Annotated in this window: 16 protein-coding genes; 10 read left to right on the forward strand and 6 right to left on the reverse strand. The window is 61.8% G+C overall.

The features are described 5' to 3' along the window. Positions 1 to 22 precede the first annotated feature (22 nt). A complete protein-coding gene (locus tag PFEN_RS21370; protein ID WP_191488691.1) occupies positions 23 to 985 on the forward strand; it encodes a DMT family transporter in 963 nt (320 codons plus the stop codon). 14 nt (positions 986 to 999) lie between these two features. Here PFEN_RS21370 and PFEN_RS21375 read toward each other — a convergent pair whose 3' ends face one another. Then, positions 1,000 to 2,394, reverse strand: coding sequence for a class II fumarate hydratase (locus tag PFEN_RS21375; protein ID WP_191488692.1), 1,395 nt, complete (start codon positions 2,392 to 2,394; stop codon positions 1,000 to 1,002). Positions 2,395 to 2,586: 192 nt separating this feature from the next. Between PFEN_RS21375 and PFEN_RS21380 the strand changes: the two genes are divergently transcribed. The 7 genes from PFEN_RS21380 to PFEN_RS21410 all read left to right on the forward strand — a co-directional run bounded on the left by PFEN_RS21380 (position 2,587) and on the right by PFEN_RS21410 (position 10,439). After that, positions 2,587 to 3,114, forward strand: a complete 528-nt coding sequence (locus PFEN_RS21380) for a DUF2059 domain-containing protein (protein ID WP_191488693.1) — start codon at positions 2,587 to 2,589, stop codon at positions 3,112 to 3,114. 12 nt (positions 3,115 to 3,126) lie between these two features. Then, complete coding sequence (locus tag PFEN_RS21385) at positions 3,127 to 3,423, forward strand: BolA family protein (RefSeq protein ID WP_191488694.1); 297 nt, start codon at positions 3,127 to 3,129, stop codon at positions 3,421 to 3,423. A gap of 118 nt (positions 3,424 to 3,541) precedes the next feature. After that, positions 3,542 to 4,480 (forward strand): rhodanese-related sulfurtransferase, encoded by a 939-nt coding sequence (locus PFEN_RS21390; protein ID WP_191488695.1) that lies wholly within the window; start codon positions 3,542 to 3,544, stop codon positions 4,478 to 4,480. Between the two features lie 36 nt (positions 4,481 to 4,516). Further along, positions 4,517 to 5,119 carry a DsbA family protein gene (locus PFEN_RS21395; protein WP_191488735.1) on the forward strand — a complete coding sequence of 201 codons (603 nt, stop codon included), beginning with the start codon at positions 4,517 to 4,519 and terminating at the stop codon, positions 5,117 to 5,119. Further along, positions 5,112 to 6,923: an ABC transporter ATP-binding protein gene (locus PFEN_RS21400; protein WP_191488696.1), complete on the forward strand. Its 1,812-nt coding sequence runs from the start codon at positions 5,112 to 5,114 to the stop codon at positions 6,921 to 6,923. Before PFEN_RS21395 ends, PFEN_RS21400 begins: the two co-directional genes overlap by 8 nt. A gap of 212 nt (positions 6,924 to 7,135) precedes the next feature. Continuing rightward, positions 7,136 to 9,595 (forward strand): EAL domain-containing protein, encoded by a 2,460-nt coding sequence (locus PFEN_RS21405; protein WP_191488697.1) that lies wholly within the window; start codon positions 7,136 to 7,138, stop codon positions 9,593 to 9,595. A gap of 79 nt (positions 9,596 to 9,674) precedes the next feature. Continuing rightward, entirely contained in the window at positions 9,675 to 10,439 is a 765-nt protein-coding gene (locus tag PFEN_RS21410) for a TenA family transcriptional regulator (protein ID WP_412071463.1), read from the forward strand. Positions 10,440 to 10,550: 111 nt separating this feature from the next. Here the strand turns inward: PFEN_RS21410 and PFEN_RS21415 are convergent, their stop codons facing one another. The 5 genes from PFEN_RS21415 to PFEN_RS21435 form a co-directional block, all read right to left on the reverse strand. Next, complete coding sequence (locus PFEN_RS21415; protein WP_191488699.1) at positions 10,551 to 11,477, reverse strand: GGDEF domain-containing protein; 927 nt, start codon at positions 11,475 to 11,477, stop codon at positions 10,551 to 10,553. 374 nt (positions 11,478 to 11,851) lie between these two features. Then, positions 11,852 to 12,592, reverse strand: a complete 741-nt coding sequence (locus tag PFEN_RS21420; RefSeq protein ID WP_191488700.1) for a YciK family oxidoreductase — start codon at positions 12,590 to 12,592, stop codon at positions 11,852 to 11,854. Positions 12,593 to 12,777: 185 nt separating this feature from the next. Further along, positions 12,778 to 13,449, reverse strand: a complete 672-nt coding sequence (gene mupP / locus PFEN_RS21425; protein ID WP_191488701.1) for an N-acetylmuramic acid 6-phosphate phosphatase MupP — start codon at positions 13,447 to 13,449, stop codon at positions 12,778 to 12,780. Between the two features lie 3 nt (positions 13,450 to 13,452). Next, complete coding sequence (gene ubiG, locus PFEN_RS21430) at positions 13,453 to 14,151, reverse strand: bifunctional 2-polyprenyl-6-hydroxyphenol methylase/3-demethylubiquinol 3-O-methyltransferase UbiG (protein WP_100939083.1); 699 nt, start codon at positions 14,149 to 14,151, stop codon at positions 13,453 to 13,455. 63 nt (positions 14,152 to 14,214) lie between these two features. After that, positions 14,215 to 15,546 (reverse strand): TRZ/ATZ family hydrolase, encoded by a 1,332-nt coding sequence (locus PFEN_RS21435; RefSeq protein ID WP_191488702.1) that lies wholly within the window; start codon positions 15,544 to 15,546, stop codon positions 14,215 to 14,217. A gap of 109 nt (positions 15,547 to 15,655) precedes the next feature. On the opposite strand from PFEN_RS21435, the gene mtnA reads away from it, so the two are divergent. After that, a complete protein-coding gene (mtnA, locus tag PFEN_RS21440) occupies positions 15,656 to 16,732 on the forward strand; it encodes an S-methyl-5-thioribose-1-phosphate isomerase (RefSeq protein ID WP_191488703.1) in 1,077 nt (358 codons plus the stop codon). A 328-nt stretch (positions 16,733 to 17,060) separates the two neighbouring features. Then, a complete protein-coding gene (gene gyrA, locus PFEN_RS21445) occupies positions 17,061 to 19,706 on the forward strand; it encodes a DNA gyrase subunit A (protein ID WP_191488704.1) in 2,646 nt (881 codons plus the stop codon). Positions 19,707 to 19,716: the final 10 nt, after the last annotated feature.

Here is a 19,716-nt window from a genome sequence, read left to right on the forward strand (position 1 = left end):
CCCAACGTCCATAGGACTCTTCATGCACATTTCATCCGGGCGCTGGGGTTATGGTCTGTTCCTGGCGCTGCTGACCGCCGTGCTCTGGGGCATTTTGCCGATCAAGCTCAAGCAGGTGTTGCTGGTGATGGATCCGGTGACCGTGACCTGGTGCCGATTGATCGTGTCGGGGGGCTTTCTCTTCGTTTATCTGGCGGCGACCCGGCGTTTGCCGAGCCGGCATGACCTCGGAGCGCGGGGCGGCTGGCTGGTACTGCTGGCGGTGTTCGGCCTGGTGGGCAACTACGTGCTTTACCTGATGGGCTTGAACCGGCTCAGTCCCGGTACCGCCCAACTGGTGGTGCAGATGGGGCCGATCTTCCTGTTGATCGCCAGCCTGTTCGTGTTCAAGGAGCGCTTCAGCCTGGGGCAGGGGATCGGCCTGCTGGTGCTGCTGTTCGGCTTTGGTCTGTTTTTCAACCAGCGTCTGGTTGAGTTGCTGACGTCCCTGGGAACTTACACCGCAGGCGTATTGCTGGTGTTGCTGGCGTCCACCGTGTGGACCTTTTATGCCTTGAGCCAGAAGCAATTGCTGACGGCCTGGAATTCGTTGCAGGTGATGATGGTGATCTACCTGTTTTGCGCCTTGTTGCTCACTCCTTGGGCGCACCCGAGCGAAGTCCTGCAACTGAGTTCGTTGCAGGGCTGGCTGTTGTTGGGCTGTTGTCTCAATACCCTGGTGGCTTACGGCGCCTTTGCCGAGGCCTTGGCGCACTGGGAAGCCTCGCGGGTGAGCGCGACCCTGGCGATCACGCCCCTGGTGACTTTTGCCGCGGTGGCCCTGGCGGCCTGGTTGTGGCCTGATTTCGTGCAGGCTGAAGACATCAATGGCCTGGGCTATGGCGGCGCGTTGCTAGTGGTGTTCGGCTCGGCGCTGGTGGCGTTGGGGCCGTCGCTGATGGCCGGGCTCAAGGCCCGGCGCACGCGCAAGGCGGTGACTCCTTAGCGAACAGCATGGCATCAGCCGTTCTTGCCGGATTCAAGCATGTTCTCCGGTCGGACCCAGGCGTCGAACTCCTCGTCGGTCAGGTAACCGAGTTCCAGCGCCGCTTCACGCAAGGTCAGGTTTTCGCCGTAGGCTTTCTTGGCGATCTGTGCCGCCTTGTCGTAGCCGATATGCGGATTCAGCGCCGTCACCAGCATCAGGCCGCGTTCCAGGTGCGCGGCCATCTGCACGGGATCGGGTTCCAGCCCGGCAATGCAGTGCTGCTGGAAGTTGCTGCAGCCATCTCCGAGCAGGCGGATCGACTGCAGCAGGTTGTGGATGATCACCGGTTTGAAGACATTCAGTTGCAGGTGACCCTGGCTCGCGGCAAAGCCGATCGTCACGTCATTGCCCAGCACCTGGCACGCCAGCATCGACAGTGCCTCGCACTGGGTCGGATTGACCTTGCCGGGCATGATCGAGCTGCCCGGTTCGTTGGCCGGCAGCTTGATCTCGGCCAACCCGGCACGCGGACCGGAGCCCAGCAGGCGCAGGTCATTGGCGATTTTCATCAAGGCCACGGCCAGGGTTTTCAGGGCCCCGGAGAGGGTGGTCAGGGGCTCATGGCCGGCCAGGGCGGCGAACTTGTTCGGTGCGCTGATGAATGGTAAGCCGGACAGCGCCGCCAGTTCGGCGGCGATCGCCTCGGCAAAACCATGGGGCGCATTGAGCCCGGTGCCCACGGCGGTGCCGCCCTGGGCCAGTTCGCAGACCGCCGGCAACGCCGAGCGAATCGCGCGCTCGGCGTAGTCCAGTTGCGCGATATAAGCCGAGACTTCCTGGCCGAAGGTGATCGGCGTGGCATCCATCATATGGGTGCGCCCGGTCTTCACCAGTTTCATGTGCCGTGCGGCCAGTTCCGTCAGTCCGCCGGACAACTCGGCAATGGCCGGCAGCAACTGCCGGTATACCGCCTGGGCGGCGGCGATATGCATGGCGGTGGGGAAACAGTCGTTGGAGCTCTGGGAACGGTTGACGTGATCGTTGGGGTGTACTGGCAACTTGCCGCCACGGCCCTTGCCCGCGAGCTCGTTGGCGCGCCCGGCAATCACTTCGTTGGCGTTCATATTACTCTGGGTGCCACTGCCGGTCTGCCAGACCGCCAGCGGGAACTGCTCGTCATGTTCGCCGGCCAGCACTTCGTCGGCGGCCTGTTCGATCAGCCGGGCGACATCGGCGGGCAGGTCGCCATTGCGGTTGTTGACCCGTGCGGCGGCCTTCTTGATCAGCGCCAGGGCGTGCATGACCGCCAACGGCATTTTCTCCGTGCCGATGGCGAAATTGATCAGCGAACGCTGGGTCTGGGCGCCCCAATAGGCTTCTTCCGGTACGTTCACCTGGCCAAGGCTGTCGGTTTCGATGCGACTCATTCGGGTTCACTCCTGATGGCGGGTTAGCGCAGTTTAGGTCCTGATCGAACGCTTGGGTTCCCTTGCGGTTTTTTACCCGCTTCGCGACCACTGGACACCGACGCGATTGCCTCGGGGTTGAGTGACACACTTTGTTAGGCGCAGAATGGGCCCCCTTGGGGTTTTACCTCGCCTGTTTAGAAAGGACACTCGATGACTCGTCTTCGTGCCATCTGTACCGCGGTTGCTCTGGTATGCGCCAGCGGCCAGGTTTTCGCCGATACCGCCAGCCATAATGCCAGTGCCGAAGCATTCCTGACGTTGGCCCATGCCGACAAGCTGGGAACCCCGGTCTACGCCCAAGTGCAGCAAATGTTCGCCCAGCGTTTCGAGCAGACCCAGGCGCCGGCGTCGAAAAAGCCGTTGCTGGATACCTACCAGGCCAAGGCCAACGCCGCCCTGGACCAGGCCATCGGCTGGAACAAGCTGAAGCCGGATATGGTCAAGCTCTACACTGACAACTTCAGCGAATCCGAACTCAAGGACCTGGTGGCGTTCTACCAATCGCCACTGGGCAAGAAAGTCCTGGAAAAAATGCCGCAGCTGACCCAGCAATCGGCCCAGATGACCCAGGCCAAGCTGGAAAGCGCGGTACCGGTGGTGAACAAACTGCTGGAAGACATGACCAACGAACTGGCGCCTGCCAAGGCTGCAGCCCCAGCGGCGAAGAAAAAGCCGTAAGCGGAGCCTGAGATGAGCATGCAGCAACGTATTGAAACCGCACTGGGCGCCCTGCAACCCGAGTACCTGCAAGTCCTGGACGAAAGCCATATGCACAGCCGCGGGTTGCAGAGCCACTTCAAGGCGGTGTTGGTCAGCGAACAGTTTGCCGGGTTGAACAGCGTCAAGCGCCACCAGAAGGTCTACGCCGCCCTGGGTGACCTGATGAGTGAATTCCATGCGTTGGCCCTGCATACCTACACCCCTGAAGAGTGGGTGAAAATCGGCGCGGCACCGGCATCGCCGGTCTGCGCTGGCGGGGGGCATTGATCCTGGTTTTTTGACCGGTGTTTTTTTGCTAGAATCCGCAACGCGCCGCTTTTGTCGGCGCGTTTTTTTTGCATCCGGTTCGCCCTTTGCGAGGGCAGCCACCTGGAGAGAATCACCCATGACTCAACCTATAGTCGTGGCGGCACTTTATAAGTTCGTCACCCTGGAAGACTACGTTGCCTTGCGCGAGCCACTGTTGCAGGCAATGGTCGACAACGGCATCAAGGGCACTCTGCTGATCGCCGAGGAAGGCATCAACGGCACCGTTTCCGGTAGCCGTGAAGGCATCGATGGCTTGTTGGCCTGGCTCAAACTGGATCCGCGGATGGTCGACATCGACCACAAGGAATCCTATTGCGACGACCAGCCGTTCTACCGGACCAAGGTCAAGCTGAAGAAAGAAATCGTCACCCTGGGTGTCGAGGGCGTGGACCCGAACAAGCAGGTCGGCACCTATGTCGATCCGCAAAACTGGAATGCCCTGATCGCCGATCCGGAAGTGCTGCTGATCGACACCCGCAACGATTATGAAGTCTCGATTGGCACTTTCGAAGGCGCCGTCGACCCGAAAACCACCAGTTTTCGCGAATTTCCCGACTACATCAAAGCCCATTTCGACCCGGCCCGGCACAAGAAGGTCGCCATGTTCTGCACCGGCGGCATTCGTTGCGAGAAGGCTTCCAGCTATATGCTCAGCCAGGGCTTCGACGAGGTCTATCACCTCAAGGGCGGGATCCTCAAGTACCTTGAAGAGGTGCCCCAGGAGCAGAGCAAGTGGCAGGGCGACTGCTTTGTCTTCGACAATCGCGTCACCGTGCGCCATGACCTGAGCGAAGGCGACTACGATCAATGTCATGCCTGCCGTACCCCGGTCAGCGTCGAGGATCGTGCCTCGGAGCACTATGTGGCGGGTATCAGTTGTCCGCATTGCTGGGACACATTGAGCGAGAAAACCCGGCGCAGCGCCACTGATCGCCAGAAGCAGATCGAACTGGCCAAGGCCCGTAACCAGCCGCACCCGATCGGTTACAACTATCGTCAATCTTCCGAGGGTTGAACCATGTCCGCGCGCCTGCTGTATGTGATGGACCCGATGTGTTCCTGGTGCTGGGGGTTTGCCCCGGTGGCCGAGGCGCTGGTCAAGCAGGCGCAGGCGGCGGGTGTCGAGCTGCACCTGGTCATGGGCGGCTTGCGCACCGGCAGCGGCTCCGCGCTGGAGCCGACGACCCGGCGTTATATCCTCGAGCACTGGCAGGCGGTCACCGAGACCACCGGCCAGTTGTTCAAGCTCGACGGCGCCTTGCCGGACGGCTTCGTCTACGACACCGAGCCGGCTTGTCGAGCGGTCGTCACCGCGCGCAGCTTGGCGCCGGACTGCGCGTGGGCGCTGGTGGGGCTGATCCAGCGGGCCTTTTATATCGAGGGGCGCGATGTCACCCAAGCCCGCGTGCTGGTGGAACTGGCGGAACAGGCCGGTTTGCCGCGCATCGAGTTTGCCGGCGCTTTCGACACGGCCGAGCAGCATGCGGCCACTGCCGCCGACTTCACCTGGGTCCAGGACCTGGGCATCGCCGGTTTCCCGACCTTGCTGGCCGAGCGCAACGGTCAGTTGGCGTTGCTGACCAATGGCTACCAGCCGCTGGCTGAACTTGCTCCGCTGCTCGGCCGTTGGCTGGAGCGCGCGGCCTGTGCCTGATCAACCCGAACCCTTCAAGCCACCCGCGGACCGCCTGAGCTGGGCAGAAATTCGCCGCTTGGCCCTGCGTCACAAAAAAGCCTTGTGGATCGCCAACCTCGTGGCGGTACTGGCGACCTTGTGCAGTGTGCCGATTCCCCTGCTGTTGCCGCTGTTGGTGGACGAAGTCCTGCTGGGGCACGGAGATGCCGCGCTCAAGGTGATGAATCACCTGCTGCCCGGTGCCTGGCAGCGCGCCGTCGGCTACATCGGCCTGATGTTGCTGGTGACCCTGAGCCTGCGCTGTGGGGCCTTGATGTTCAACGTGGTGCAGGCGCGGCTGTTCACCGGGCTGGCGAAGGATATCGTCTATCGCATCCGTATACGGCTGATCGAACGCTTGAAACGCATTTCCCTGGGGGAGTACGAAAGTCTCGGGAGTGGCACCGTGACCACGCACCTGGTGACCGACCTGGATACCCTGGACAAGTTCGTCGGCGAAACCCTGAGTCGCTTTCTGGTGGCGATGCTGACGCTGCTGGGCACCTCCGCCATCCTGGTCTGGATGCACTGGAAGCTGGCGCTGCTGATCCTGCTGTTCAACCCATTGGTGATCTATGCCACGGTGCTGTTGGGCAAGCGGGTCAAGCACCTGAAGAAGCTGGAAAACGACAGCACCTCGCGCTTTACCCAGGCCCTGACCGAGACCCTCGACGCGATCCAGGAAGTGCGCGCGGGCAATCGCCAGGGATTTTTCCTCGGTCGCCTCGGCAGGCGGGCCCGGGAAGTGCGCGATTATGCCGTGGCCTCCCAATGGAAAAGCGACGCATCGAACCGGGCCACGGGGCTGTTGTTTCAGTTCGGCATCGATATTTTCCGGGCCGCCGCGATGCTCACGGTACTGTTTTCGGACCTGTCCATTGGCCAGATGCTCGCGGTGTTCAGTTACCTCTGGTTCATGATCGGGCCGGTGGAGCAGTTGTTGAACCTGCAATATGCCTTCTATGCCGCTGGCGGTGCGCTCGAGCGGATCAACGAGCTGCTGGCGCGTGCCGATGAGCCGCAGTACCCCGGTGGCATTGACCCCTTCGAGGGGCATGACACCGTGGGCATCGAGGTGCGGGCGCTGAATTTCGCCTATGGCGCGGAGCCGGTGCTCGATCAACTGGACCTGTCCATCGCCGCTGGCGAAAAAGTCGCGATAGTCGGGGCCAGCGGCGGCGGTAAAAGCACGCTGGTGCAACTGCTGCTGGGGTTGTATACGCCCCAGGCCGGGACCATTTGCTTCGGTGGCGTGTCTCAAGTCGATATTGGCCTGGACACCGTGCGCGAGAACGTGGCGGTGGTATTGCAGCATCCGGCGTTGTTCAACGATACGGTACGCGCCAACCTCACCATGGGGCGCGAGCGCAGTGATGAGTCCTGCTGGCGGGCACTGGAAATTGCCCAGCTCGACGCTACGATCAAGCTGTTGCCGCAAGGCCTGGACAGTATCGTCGGGCGTTCCGGGGTGCGCCTGTCCGGTGGTCAGCGTCAGCGCCTGGCCATTGCCCGGATGGTGTTGGCCGAGCCCAAGGTGGTGATCCTCGACGAAGCGACGTCGGCACTGGACGCGGCCACCGAGTACAACCTGCATCAAGCCTTGAGCCGGTTTCTCAGCGGTCGCACGACCCTGATCATTGCCCACCGCCTGTCCGCGGTGAAACAGGCGGATCGGGTATTGGTGTTCGATGGCGGGCGGATTGCCGAAGACGGCGATCATCAGCAACTGATTGCCGACGGCGGCCTTTATGCCAAGCTGTACGGGCATCTGCAAAAAATTTGACGTGCTTGAGTTTTGCTCGGTTTTCTGTTCTTAGTGATTGAATTGGCTGACGGAAATATTTTTTTTCTCTGTGCGTGCGGGCGATGGATAAGCTCCAGGAATCTGGAGCGGATTGTTGATTCCTTCGATATCGTGGAAATTAGCCTAGGCTGCGCTATCGGAGGTGGATTTCTCTCGAGTGCTCATCTGGCAGTGCTGATGCAAGGGATCTCATGAAGCAAACGCGGACTCTCGGAACGCCACGGCTGTTGGGTATCGTCTGGCCATTTATCGCTGTTGTTCTTTTTCAGGCCTTGCTGGGGGGGGGGAGCCTGTATGTGCTTTCCGCCGTGCGCGGTTATGTGGCTGGCGAAAGCCTCTGGTCCAAGGGGCAGAAGGATGCGATCTACTACCTCAACCTGTACGCGGATAGCCGCGACGAAACGATTTTCCGTAAATACCAGGACGCCATTACCGTGCCCCAGGGTGGGCATGACCTGCGTGTCGCCCTGGATGCGCCGATCCCGGATCTTGCGGGTGCCCGGCGCGGTATCCTGCAAGGCGGCAACCATCCCGACGATGTTTCCAGCATCATCTGGTTGTACCTGAACTTCCGGCACTTCAGCTATATGGAGCGGGCCATTGAGAAGTGGACGCTGGGTGACAGCTACCTGGTGCGGCTGGACAGCGTTGCCCAGCAGATGCACCAGGCTATTTCCGCCAACCAGGAGAGCAATACCGATATCCAGCGTTGGAAGAGTCAGATCTATGCCATCAACGATGGCGTGACGCCAGCCGCGAAAGCCTTCAGCGATGCCCTCGGCGAAGGCTCGCGAGTCATTCTCCGGCTGCTGCTGATCACCAACCTGGCCACGGCCCTGGGGCTGATCGTCCTGGCCTTGCTGCGCACGCACAAGTTGCTGGCCCAGCGGCATGCCTTTGCCGATGCCTTGCAGCTGGAAAAGGAACGGGCACAGATTACGCTCGAATCCATTGGCGACGGGGTCATCACCACCGATGTGGGAGGCGCTATCGCCTATATGAACCCGGCCGCCGAGCAACTGACCCACTGGAAGGCCGAACAGGCCTGTGGCTTGCCCCTGGCGGCGCTGTTCAACCTGCTGGATGAAAATGCCCAGGACGAAGGTTTCACCCTGATCGAGCATATCCTCAGTGGCCGGCTGAGCGGTGGCAGCGAACATTCCAAGCTGATCCAGCGCCTGGACGGCAGTACCGTATCGGTAACCCTGGTGGGAGCACCGATCCGCAACGCCGGCAAGGTCAGTGGCACGGTACTGGTGTTGCACGATATGACCCAGGAGCGGCAGTACATCGCCAACCTGTCCTGGCAAGCCACCCATGACGCCCTGACGGGCCTGGCCAATCGACGTGAGTTCGAGTATCGCCTGGAGCAGGCGTTGTACAGCCTGAGCCGCCAGCCCGCGCGTCACTCGTTGATGTTCCTCGACCTGGACCAGTTCAAGCTGGTCAACGATACCTGTGGTCATGCGGCCGGCGATGAACTGCTCCGGCACATCTGCGCGCTGTTGCAATCCGGGCTGCGTGAGGGCGATACCCTGGCCCGCCTGGGCGGTGACGAGTTCGGCATACTGCTGGAGAATTGTCCGTCGGAGGCTGCGGAAAAAATCGCCGAAGGCCTGCGCCAGACCGTGCAGAACCTGCATTTCGTCTGGAAAGGGCGGCCATTCGTGACCACGGTCAGTATCGGCCTGGTGCACATCGCCCAGGCGCCGACCACGCTGGAGGCCTCGCTGCGGGCGGCGGACATGGCCTGCTACATGGCCAAGGAAAAGGGGCGCAACCGGGTCCAGGTCTATCACGCGGACGATTCCGAGCTGTCCTTGCGTTTCGGCGAGATGGCCTGGGTCCAGCGTTTGCACATGGCCCTGGAAGAAAATCGTTTCTGCCTGTATGCACAGGAAATTGCCGCGCTGGGGCCGGCCGATCAGTCCGGCGGCCATGTGGAAATCCTCCTGCGTCTGCATGACGAGGCCGGCCGGATGATCCTGCCCGACAGCTTTATCCCGGCCGCCGAGCGTTATGGCCTGATGACCCAGCTCGACCGCTGGGTGGTGGAGAACGTCTTCAAGGTCATTGCCGAATGCATCGCCCAGCGGCACGAGGGGCAGATGGCAATGTGTGCGATCAATCTGTCGGGCATTACCATTGGCGACGACGGTTTCCTGGGCTTCCTGCATGAGCAGTTCAAGCTGCACGGCATTCCGCCGGATATGATTTGTTTCGAAATAACTGAAACCAGTGCCATTGCCAATCTCGGCAGTGCCATACGATTTATCAATGAACTCAAGAACTTGGGCTGTCGGTTCTCCCTGGACGATTTTTGCGCCGGAATGTCTTCATTCGCCTATCTCAAACATTTGCCTGTAGACTTCCTGAAGATCGATGGAAGTTTCGTAAAGGATATGCTGGACGACCCGATTAACCGTGCCATGGTCGAGGTGATCAATCACATCGGCCATGTCATGGGGAAGCGAACGATTGCAGAGTTTGTTGAAACAGCGCAGATCGAGCAGGCCCTGCTCGAAATCGGTGTCGACTATGCTCAAGGCTACATTATCGAGCGACCGCAATTGTTCACCTGCGAAAGTCTGTTGTGTCGACCCGCGCGACCTCGGCCTCTCCTGTTCAAGGCGCCTGGTACATTCCGCTGAAACCTTTGCTGATCTGCTTAAATCACCACTCAGAAGGAGCCCGATAGTGATCGACACATTCAGCAGAACCGGCCCGCTCATGGAGGCCTCCAGCTACCCCGCCTGGGCGCAGCAGCTCATTCAGGACTGTAGCGAGAGCAAGCGCCGGGTTGTCGAACACGAACTTTACCAGCGGATGCGCGACAACAGGTTGAGCGCTAAAACCATGCGCCACTATCTGATTGGCGGCTGGCCGGTGGTTGAACAGTTTGCGTTGTACATGGCACAGAACCTCACCAAGACCCGTTTTGCCCGCCATCCCGGCGAGGACATGGCGCGGCGTTGGCTGATGCGCAACATCCGTGTGGAACTGAACCACGCCGACTATTGGTTGCATTGGAGTCGCGCTCACGGCGTGACCCTTGAGGACCTGCAGGCGCAACTGGTGCCGCCCGAACTGCACGCGCTGAGTCATTGGTGCTGGCATACCAGTTCGGCCGACCCGCTGATCGTGGCGATTGCCGCGACCAACTATGCGATCGAGGGGGCTACTGGCGAGTGGTCCGCGCTGGTTTGTTCGACGGGAGTCTATGCGGCGGCGTTCCCGGAGGAGGACCGCAAGCGTGCGATGAAATGGTTGAAGATGCATGCCCAGTACGATGATGCCCATCCATGGGAAGCGCTGGAAATCATCTGCACCCTGGCCGGCAACAATCCTGCCAAGGCGTTGCAGGTCGAGCTCCGGCAGGCGATCTGCAAGAGCTACGACTACATGTACCTGTTCCTCGAGCGGTGCATGCAACTGGAGCCATCGGAAAAGGCGCCGGTCACCCGCGAACGCCAGGCCGCCCTCGCCGAGGGTTGACTTGTTGTGGGAGCCGGCTTGCCGGCGATAGCGGCCTTAAAAGGTTTGCATCGCTCTTGCGGGCCTCATCGCCGGTAAGTCGGCTCCTACAACCAAGTACGTGCCTTGGGCTCAGCCCGCCATTGCCAGTCGGTTGCGACCTTCGCGTTTGGCCACATACAGGGCGCTGTCCGCCCGACGTAGCAGGCTTTCCGTGGACTCTCCCGGCAACAGCGTGGCACAACCCAGGCTTACCGTCAGGGTGATCAGTTGGCCGTCACCGTCATAATCCTGGGCCTGCGCCGCACAGCGCAAGCGTTCACCCACCAAGGCCGCCGCCTCGCGATGGGTATTGGACAGCAGGATCAGAAACTCCTCGCCGCCATAGCGGAACACCCTGTCGACGTTACGCAGTTGGTCCTTGATCGAGGCGGCTACGCTCTTGAGCACCTTGTCGCCGACGCTGTGCCCGTGGTTGTCGTTGATTTGCTTGAAGTGGTCAATATCCAGCATCAGCACCGAGATCGGTTGGCCATGGCGACGGGCCAGTTCGAACTCCCGTTGCAGGGCCTGCTCCATGGCGACACGATTGCCGGTTTCGGTCAGCGGGTCACGCAGGGCGCTGCGGGTGGCGGCGCGGTAGAGCAGGGCGTTACGCATCGGGTACAGCAGGCTCGCCAGCAATGACTCCAGGTTACCCAGTTCCGGTTCGCTGAAACGCTGGTTGCGACGGAATATCAGTTCGCCCAGATATTCGCCTTCATGGCTCAGGCTGTAGCTGATCGAGTGGCGGCCGCGATGGCCGAACTCCAGGCGCAAATCGCTGCCCGAATGCAGGTAGCTCAGGGCGTCCAGCGGGACCACGCGCTGAATTTCGCGGAAGAAGGTCTCCAGGATACGCTCCGGTTCCAGACTGACTTGCAACTGCAAGGCCAGTTGCTGGCGCAGTTGAACCAGGCTGATGGGGCGTTGCTGGATGTGCGGGAGCTGGCCAAAGCCCAGGCGTTGCAATCTGGCGCGATCAAAGTCAATTGCGTTGGTCTGGGTAGGTGTTTTCATGGTGGCGAGCCCCTAAGCACGGAATACGGTCTTACAGGCTGGGCGAGAGCGGCTTGGGGCGACGCATCTTACTGGTCCATCAGTCCCGCAGGACGATTGATATCAGTCTAGTCCTTTTGGCCGGGGCTTTTGTACCCGGTCGATGCAGCTCCCCCAGACAGCTCTCACGCTGCGTGTCTGAGGAAGTTAGAGCGAAAGTCGTGCCAATCGCTTCAGTCGAATAAAATCCCTTTGAATTCAGCGGCTTGTTTTTTGGGGAAAACATCGTTGCCAGAAAGGATGGCAGTTGTTTGACGTGTGCTGATGGCTTTTTGAAATTAAGCGCGTTGCGTGCCGGTATACCGGCACGCAGGGGCGGGAGGAGAGGCCGGTGTTTACTGTGCGTCGAAGGCCTGGCCGTTGACGCCGCTGCTGTCGGGGCCCATCAGGTACAGATAGACCGGCATGATCTGCTGGGGTGTCGGGTTATTTTCCGGGTTTTCTCCGGGATAGGCCTGGGCCCGCATGCTGGTGCGGGTGGCGCCGGGGTTGATGCTGTTGGCGCGCACCGGGGCTACCGTATCGAGCTCATCGGCCAGGGTTTGCATCAGCCCTTCGGTGGCGAACTTGGACACCCCGTAGGCCCCCCAGTAGGCGCGGCCTTTGCGGCCGACGCTGCTGGAGGTGAAGATCACCGAGGCGTCCTGGGAAAGCTTGAGCAGGGGCAGCAAGGTGCTGGTCAGCATGAACATGGCGTTGACGTTGACGTGCATGACCCGCATGAAGTTTTCGCCGGACAACTGTTCCAGCGGTGTGCGCGGGCCAATGATCGAGGCGTTGTGCAGCAGGCCGTCGAGGTGGCCGAATTCGCTTTCGACCATGGCCGCCAGTTCGTCGTACTGGTGCGGCAGGGCGGTTTCCAGGTTGAACGGGATGACCACCGGTTGCGGGTGACCGGCGGCCTCGATTTCGTCATAGACCTGGCTCAGGTTGGCTTCGGTCTTGCCCAGCAGCAGCACGGTGGCACCATGGGCGGCATAGGTCTTCGCGGCGGCGGCGCCGATGCCACGGCCGGCACCGGTGACCAGGATGACGCGGTCCTTGAGCAGGTCGGGGCGGGCGGAATAATCGAACATGGCTAAACCTCTACAAATAGAAAACAGATAGGCGGCTCACCGCGCACGTTGTAGGAGCCGAGCTTGCTCGCGCTGGATGTCAACGATAGCGCGGGGCGTCTGATAGCCCGCGGTGCCTGAACCACCATCGCGAGCAAGCTCGCGCCTACAGAGATGTGTAGGCGCGGTGTTTGCCAGCTCAGGGCTCAACAACCGCACAGCGCGTTATCCAGTATCTTGCGCAACTCCAGCGGGTGATCGACCACCACATCGGCGCCCCAGTGATCGGGGTTGTCGTCCGGGTGAATGTAGCCGTAACGAACCGCCGCGGTGCGGGTCCCGGCGTCGCGTCCGGATTCGATATCACGCAAGTCATCGCCGACGAACAAGACACTGGCCGGATCCAGGTCGAGCATCTTGCAGGCCAGGATCAGCGGCTCCGGGTGAGGCTTGCTGTTGGTCACATGGTCCGGACAGATCAGCAGCGCCGAACGCTGTGCCAGCCCCAACTGGTGCATGATCGGTTCGGCGAAGCGCAGCGGTTTGTTGGTGACCACGCCCCAGAGCAGATTGGCCTTCTCGATGTCGGCCAGCAGTTCGGCCATGCCGTCGAACAATCGGCTATGGACGGCGCAGGCCTTGAGGTAGCGCTCCAGAAACTCCTGGCGCAACGCTTCGAAGCCTGGCGACTCGGGGTCCATCATGAAGGTCACGGCGACCATGGCGCGGGCACCACCGGAGATCTCGTCGCGAATCGATCGCTCGCTGATCGGTGGCAGGCCGCGATCGGCCAGCATGGCCTGGCAGATGGCAATAAAGTCCGGCGCGGTGTCGAGCAGGGTGCCATCCATGTCGAAGAGAACCGCTCTCAAACGCATGGGTCACTCCTCGCGCAGGGTCTGGATCATGTAGTTGACGTCGACGTCCGCGGCCAGCTTGTAGTGTTTGGTCAGGGGATTGTAGGTCAGGCCGATGATGTCCTTGACCGCCAGACCGGCCTCGCGGCTCCAGGCCCCCAGCTCGGATGGACGGATGAATTTCTTGAAGTCATGGGTGCCGCGCGGCAGCAGGCCCATGATGTACTCCGCGCCAACGATGGCGAACAGATACGCCTTGGGGTTGCGGTTGATGGTGGAGAAGAACACCTGGCCGCCAGGCTTGACCATGCGAAAGCAGGCACGGATCACCGAGGACGGGTCGGGGACGTGCTCGAGCATTTCCAGGCAGGTCACCACGTCGAACTGCTCGGGCATTTCCTCGGCCAGGGCTTCGGCGGTGATCTGTCGATATTCGACACTGACACCGGATTCCAACTGGTGCAGTTGGGCCACGGCCAGGGGCGCTTCGCCCATGTCGATCCCCATGACGGTGGCGCCACGCTGGGCCATGGCCTCGCTGAGAATGCCACCGCCGCAACCGACGTCGAGGACCTTCTTGCCGGCGAGCTTGACCCGCTCGTCGATCCAGTTGACCCGTAGCGGGTTGATGTCGTGAAGCGGCTTGAACTCGCTTTCGCGGTCCCACCAGCGATGGGCCAGGGCCTCGAACTTGGCGATTTCAGCGTGGTCGACGTTGCTCATGGACTATCCTCTAAAGCTTGGAAATCAGGTTGATGTCGCCCGCCGGGCGGCGCCATCTTCTATTCAATGCGTATGACTGCCGATGCGCTGGCCCCAGGCCCGGGCGGTGGCGCCCAGTTGCTGCTCGTCCAGGCGCGTCAGGCAGCGGTCTTCAAGCAGTGGCTTGCCACCGACCCAGACATGCCGCACGCAGTCGCGGCTGCTGGCGTAGATCAGTTGCGACACCGGGTCGTAGATCGGCTGCTGGGCCAGGCCCGACAGGTCGAAAGCGACGAGGTCCGCGGCCTTGCCGACTTCCAGCGAGCCGATTTCCAGCTCCAGGCCCAAGGCGCGCGCGCCATTGAGGGTCGCCATGCGCAGCGCGCGGTGTGCATCCAGTGCCGTGGCGGAACCGGCGACGGCCTTGGCCAGCAGGGCGGCGGTGCGGGTTTCGCCGAGCAGGTCGAGGTCGTTGTTGCTCGCCGCGCCGTCGGTACCCACGGCCACGTTCACGCCGGCTTGCCACAGGCGCTCCACCGGACAGAAGCCGCTGGCCAGTTTCAGGTTCGATTCCGGGCAGTGGACCACGCTGGTGTTGCTTTCTACCAGCAGCGCCAGGTCGTCATCGCTGACCTGGGTCATGTGAACGGCCTGGAAGCGCGGACCGAGCAAGCCGAGGCGACCCAGGCGCGCCAACGGGCGTTCGCCGCGCTGTTGCACCGACTGTTGCACCTCGAAGGCGGTTTCATGCACGTGCATGTGGATCGCGGCATCGAGTTCTTCGGCGATGACCCGGACTTTTTCCAGGTTTTCGTCGCCAACGGTGTAGGGTGCATGGGGGCCGAAGGCGATCTTGATCCGCGGATGGTGCTTGAGGTCGCCGAACAGCTCGACGGCCTGGCGCAGCGACTCATCGGCGCTCGCGGCGCCAGGGATCGGGAAGTCGAGGATCGGGATGGCGATCTGTGCGCGAATACCGCTGTTGTGCACGCGTTCGCTGGCGATTTTAGGGAAGAAATACATGTCCGAGAAACAGGTGATGCCGCCCTTGAGTTGCTCGGCGATGGCCAGATCCGTGCCATCGCGGACGAAGGCTTCGTCGACCCATCGGGCTTCGGCGGGCCAGATATGCTGTTCCAGCCAGGTCATCAGCGGCAGGTCGTCGGCCAGGCCGCGAAACAGCGTCATGGCGGCATGGCCATGGGCATTGACCAGGCCGGGGGCGAGTAGCGTCTCCGGCAATTCGCGCACTTCCCTGGCGCCGAGTTTCAAGGCCTCGGCCCGGGGGCCGATAAAAGCGATGCGTCCGTCACGAATGCCCAGTCCATGCTCCCTGAATACCACGCCGGCGGGTTCGACAGGGACCAGCCAGGTCGGTAGCAGGAGAAGATCGAGCGGGGCTGCGGCATTCGGCATCGTGGACGGTTTCCGGGCTTTATCTGAAATAATGGCGAAGTATACCCGAGCGTCCTCACGGGCGGATCGCTATAATCGGTGGCTTTTGTTCCGGAGTGTGGGGTGAATCATGCGCGATCGATTGTTGGCTGCGGAAAAAGTGAAGGCCATCGATTGGCGTGATGGTGCCTTGTATCTGCTCGATCAGCGCGTTCTGCCGTTCGAGGAAACCTGGTTGGCCTACGACAGCGCCGCGGGGGTCGCCGAGGCGATTCGCTCGATGGTGGTGCGGGGCGCGCCGGCCATCGGCATCAGCGCGGCGTATGGCGTGGTGCTGGCGGCGCGGGCGCGATTGGCGCGTGGCGGTGATTGGTTGGCGGCGATGGAGGCCGATTTTGCCCTGCTGGCGAATTCGCGGCCGACCGCGGTCAATCTGTTCTGGGCCCTGGATCGCATGCGTGAGCGTCTGGAGCGGGTCAAGGGCGCCGTCGATCCGCTGGCGGCCCTGGAGGCCGAGGCGGTGGCGATCCATGACAGCGATCGCGAGGCCAACCTGACCATGGCGCAGTTGGGGGTCGACCTGATCCGCAAGCACCAGGGCAATGCCCAGGCGATCCTTACCCATTGCAACACTGGCGCCCTGGCCACTGGCGGCTTCGGTACGGCCCTGGGGGTGATTCGCGGGGCCTTTCTGGAGGGCATGGTCGAACAGGTCTATGCCGATGAAACCCGGCCCTGGCTGCAAGGCTCGCGCCTGACCGCCTGGGAACTGGCCAATGAAGGCATTCCGGTGACCCTGAACGCCGATTCGGCCGCCGCGCACATCATGAAGACCAAGGGCGTGACCTGGGTGATCGTCGGTGCCGACCGGATTACCGCCAATGGCGACGTGGCGAACAAGATCGGTACCTATCAACTGGCGGTCTGCGCCATGCACCATGGCGTGCGTTTCATGGTGGTGGCGCCCAGCTCGACCATCGACATGGATCTGGCCAGTGGTGACGATATTCCGATCGAAGAGCGCGACGGCAGTGAGCTGTTGAGTGTCGGTGGCCAGCGGGTCGGGGCCGAGGTCGAGGCCTTCAACCCGGTCTTCGACGTGACGCCGGCGGACCTCATCGATGTCATCGTGACCGAAAAAGGTATTGTCGAACGTCCGGACACCGCGAAGATGGCGCAGTTGATGTGCCGCAAGCGCCTGCATTGAGCGACTTTTTGTCCCAGGCTGAGCGGTATTTTGCGCGGCTGGGAGGTGCTCGACTTGCCTGTAGGCCCCTCTCGGCGCGCTCTCGGTGGATTGCAGTGGCCGCCCGTCTACTTCCTTGCCTATGCCGGGGTAGGTGCGTGGCGGCGATTGTGATAACATCCGACGGTTTCCAGGGTAGCCCGAACCGGCTGCCTTCACTGCGCAGATCCAAGGCATAACTCGTTGATTTGTCGTAAGTCGTTGCAGGGCATCAGGCCCGCGGCGGCGAGCTTCGTTCGTCCCATATGGATGTGACGAAGTTTCACCAGAAAAAGGAATCAGGCTTCTCATGGGCGAACTGGCCAAAGAAATCCTCCCGGTCAATATCGAAGACGAGCTGAAACAGTCCTACCTCGACTACGCGATGAGCGTGATTGTCGGGCGGGCACTGCCTGATGCGCGCGATGGCTTGAAGCCCGTGCACCGGCGTGTACTGTTCGCGATGAGCGAGCTGGGTAACGACTGGAACAAGCCGTACAAGAAATCTGCCCGTGTGGTCGGTGACGTGATCGGTAAGTATCACCCGCACGGTGACACCGCGGTCTATGACACCATTGTTCGGATGGCGCAGCCATTCTCCCTGCGCTACCTGCTGGTCGATGGCCAGGGCAACTTCGGCTCCGTGGACGGCGACAACGCCGCGGCCATGCGATACACCGAAGTGCGCATGACCAAGCTGGCGCACGAGTTGCTGGCCGACCTGCACAAGGAAACCGTGGACTGGGTGCCGAACTATGACGGTACCGAGCAGATCCCGGCGGTCATGCCGACCCGTATCCCCAACCTGCTGGTCAACGGCTCCAGCGGTATCGCCGTGGGCATGGCGACCAATATCCCGCCGCACAACCTCGGTGAAGTCATCGACGGTTGCCTGGCCCTCATCGACAACCCGGAACTGAGCGTCGATGACCTGATGCAGTACATCCCGGGGCCGGACTTCCCGACCGCCGCGATCATCAACGGCCGTGCCGGCATTATCGAGGCCTATCGCACCGGGCGTGGGCGCATCTACATGCGCGCCCGTTCGACCATCGAGGACATCGACAAGGTCGGCGGTCGCCAGCAGATCGTCATCACCGAGCTGCCTTACCAGCTGAACAAGGCCCGGTTGATCGAGAAGATCGCCGAGCTGGTGAAAGAGAAGAAGCTCGAAGGCATCACCGAGCTGCGCGACGAGTCCGACAAGGACGGTATGCGCGTGGTCATCGAGCTGCGTCGTGGCGAAGTGCCAGAGGTGATTCTCAACAACCTCTACGCCCAGACCCAACTGCAGAGCGTGTTCGGCATCAACATCGTCGCGCTGATCGACGGTCGCCCGCGGATCCTCAACCTCAAGGATCTGTTGGAAGCCTTCGTGCGTCACCGTCGCGAAGTCGTGACCCGGCGTACCGTGTTCGAACTGCGCAAGGCCCGCGAGCGTGGACACATCCTCGAAGGCCAGGCGGTCGCGCTGTCGAACATCGACCCGGTGATCGCCCTGATCAAGGCCTCGCCGACGCCCTCGGAAGCCAAGGAAGCGCTGATCAGCATGCCTTGGGAGTCGTCCGCGGTGGTGGCGATGGTTGAACGTGCCGGTGCCGATTCGTGCCGTCCGGAGACCCTGGACCCACAATACGGTCTGCGTGACGGCAAGTACTTCCTGTCGCCGGAACAGGCGCAAGCCATCCTGGAGCTGCGCCTGCACCGCCTGACCGGGCTGGAACACGAGAAGCTGCTGGCCGAGTATCAGGAGATCCTCAACCAGATCGGCGAACTGATCCGCATCCTCAACAGTGCCACGCGCCTGATGGAAGTGATCCGCGAGGAGCTGGAAGTCATTCGTGCCGAGTACGGCGACGTGCGGCGTACCGAGATCCTCGATGCCCGTCTGGACCTGACCCTGGGCGACATGATCCCGGAAGAAGAGCGCGTGGTGACCATCTCCCACGGCGGCTATGCCAAGACCCAGCCGTTGGCGGCCTACCAGGCCCAGCGCCGCGGTGGCAAGGGCAAATCGGCGACCGGCGTCAAGGATGAGGACTACATTGCCCACCTGCTGGTTGCCAACAGCCACACCACCCTGCTGCTGTTCTCCAGCAAGGGCAAGGTCTACTGGCTCAAGACCTACGAGATTCCCGAAGCCTCCCGTGCCGCCCGTGGTCGTCCGCTGGTGAACCTGTTGCCGCTGGATGAGGGTGAATACATCACCACCATGCTGCCGGTGGAGGAGTACACCGAAGGTCACTTCATCTTCATGGCCACCGCCGACGGTACCGTGAAGAAGACCCCGCTGGAAGCCTTCAGTCGCCAGCGCAGCGTTGGCCTGATCGCGCTGGAGCTGGACGAAGGCGACGTGTTGATCAGCGCCGCGATCACCGATGGCGAGCGTGAGGTCATGCTGTTCTCCGACGCCGGCAAGGTGACGCGCTTCAAGGAGTCCGATGTGCGTGCCATGGGCCGTACGGCTCGTGGGGTACGTGGCATGCGCCTGAACGAAGGTCAGAAGCTGATCTCCATGATCATTCCGGAGGAGGGCAGCCAGATCCTCACCGCCTCCGAGCGTGGCTTTGGCAAGCGCACCGCGATCACCGAGTTCCCCGAGTACAAGCGCGGCGGCCAGGGTGTGATCGCCATGGTCAGCAACGAGCGTAACGGTCGTCTGGTCGGTGCGGTGCAGGTGCTGGACGGCGAGGAGATCATGCTGATTTCCGACCAGGGCACGCTGGTGCGTACCCGCGTCGATGAAGTGTCCAGCCTGGGTCGTAATACCCAGGGCGTGACGCTGATCAAACTGGCCAATGACGAAACGCTGGTGGGCCTGGAGCGTGTCCAGGAACCGTCGGAAGTCGAAGGCGAGGCGCTGGAAGGTGAGGAGGGCGTCGAGTTTGACGGCGACGTGTTGAACGACGATCAGCCGTTTGACGCTGCAACCGATGAGGCTGAGCCGCAAGAGTAATTGAGCGTCT

The sequence above is a fragment of the Pseudomonas sp. FEN genome, assembly GCF_904067045.1.
Lineage (GTDB): Bacteria > Pseudomonadota > Gammaproteobacteria > Pseudomonadales > Pseudomonadaceae > Aquipseudomonas.

Bases quoted from the DNA above. Each gene is read 5' to 3' on its own strand.
- PFEN_RS21410 (WP_412071463.1), top strand. From the start codon at position 9,675: ATGGAGGCCTCCAGCTACCCCGCCTGGGCGCAGCAGCTCATTCAGGAC.
- PFEN_RS21370 (WP_191488691.1), top strand. From the start codon at position 23: ATGCACATTTCATCCGGGCGCTGGGGTTATGGTCTGTTCCTGGCGCTG.
- gyrA (WP_191488704.1), top strand. From the start codon at position 17,061: ATGGGCGAACTGGCCAAAGAAATCCTCCCGGTCAATATCGAAGACGAG.
- PFEN_RS21395 (WP_191488735.1), top strand. From the start codon at position 4,517: ATGTGTTCCTGGTGCTGGGGGTTTGCCCCGGTGGCCGAGGCGCTGGTC.
- mtnA (WP_191488703.1), top strand. From the start codon at position 15,656: ATGCGCGATCGATTGTTGGCTGCGGAAAAAGTGAAGGCCATCGATTGG.
- mupP (WP_191488701.1), bottom strand. From the start codon at position 13,449: ATGCGTTTGAGAGCGGTTCTCTTCGACATGGATGGCACCCTGCTCGAC.
- PFEN_RS21390 (WP_191488695.1), top strand. From the start codon at position 3,542: ATGACTCAACCTATAGTCGTGGCGGCACTTTATAAGTTCGTCACCCTG.
- PFEN_RS21405 (WP_191488697.1), top strand. From the start codon at position 7,136: ATGAAGCAAACGCGGACTCTCGGAACGCCACGGCTGTTGGGTATCGTC.
- PFEN_RS21415 (WP_191488699.1), bottom strand. From the start codon at position 11,477: ATGAAAACACCTACCCAGACCAACGCAATTGACTTTGATCGCGCCAGA.
- PFEN_RS21435 (WP_191488702.1), bottom strand. From the start codon at position 15,546: ATGCCGAATGCCGCAGCCCCGCTCGATCTTCTCCTGCTACCGACCTGG.
- ubiG (WP_100939083.1), bottom strand. From the start codon at position 14,151: ATGAGCAACGTCGACCACGCTGAAATCGCCAAGTTCGAGGCCCTGGCC.
- PFEN_RS21385 (WP_191488694.1), top strand. From the start codon at position 3,127: ATGAGCATGCAGCAACGTATTGAAACCGCACTGGGCGCCCTGCAACCC.
- PFEN_RS21380 (WP_191488693.1), top strand. From the start codon at position 2,587: ATGACTCGTCTTCGTGCCATCTGTACCGCGGTTGCTCTGGTATGCGCC.
- PFEN_RS21375 (WP_191488692.1), bottom strand. From the start codon at position 2,394: ATGAGTCGCATCGAAACCGACAGCCTTGGCCAGGTGAACGTACCGGAA.
- PFEN_RS21420 (WP_191488700.1), bottom strand. From the start codon at position 12,592: ATGTTCGATTATTCCGCCCGCCCCGACCTGCTCAAGGACCGCGTCATC.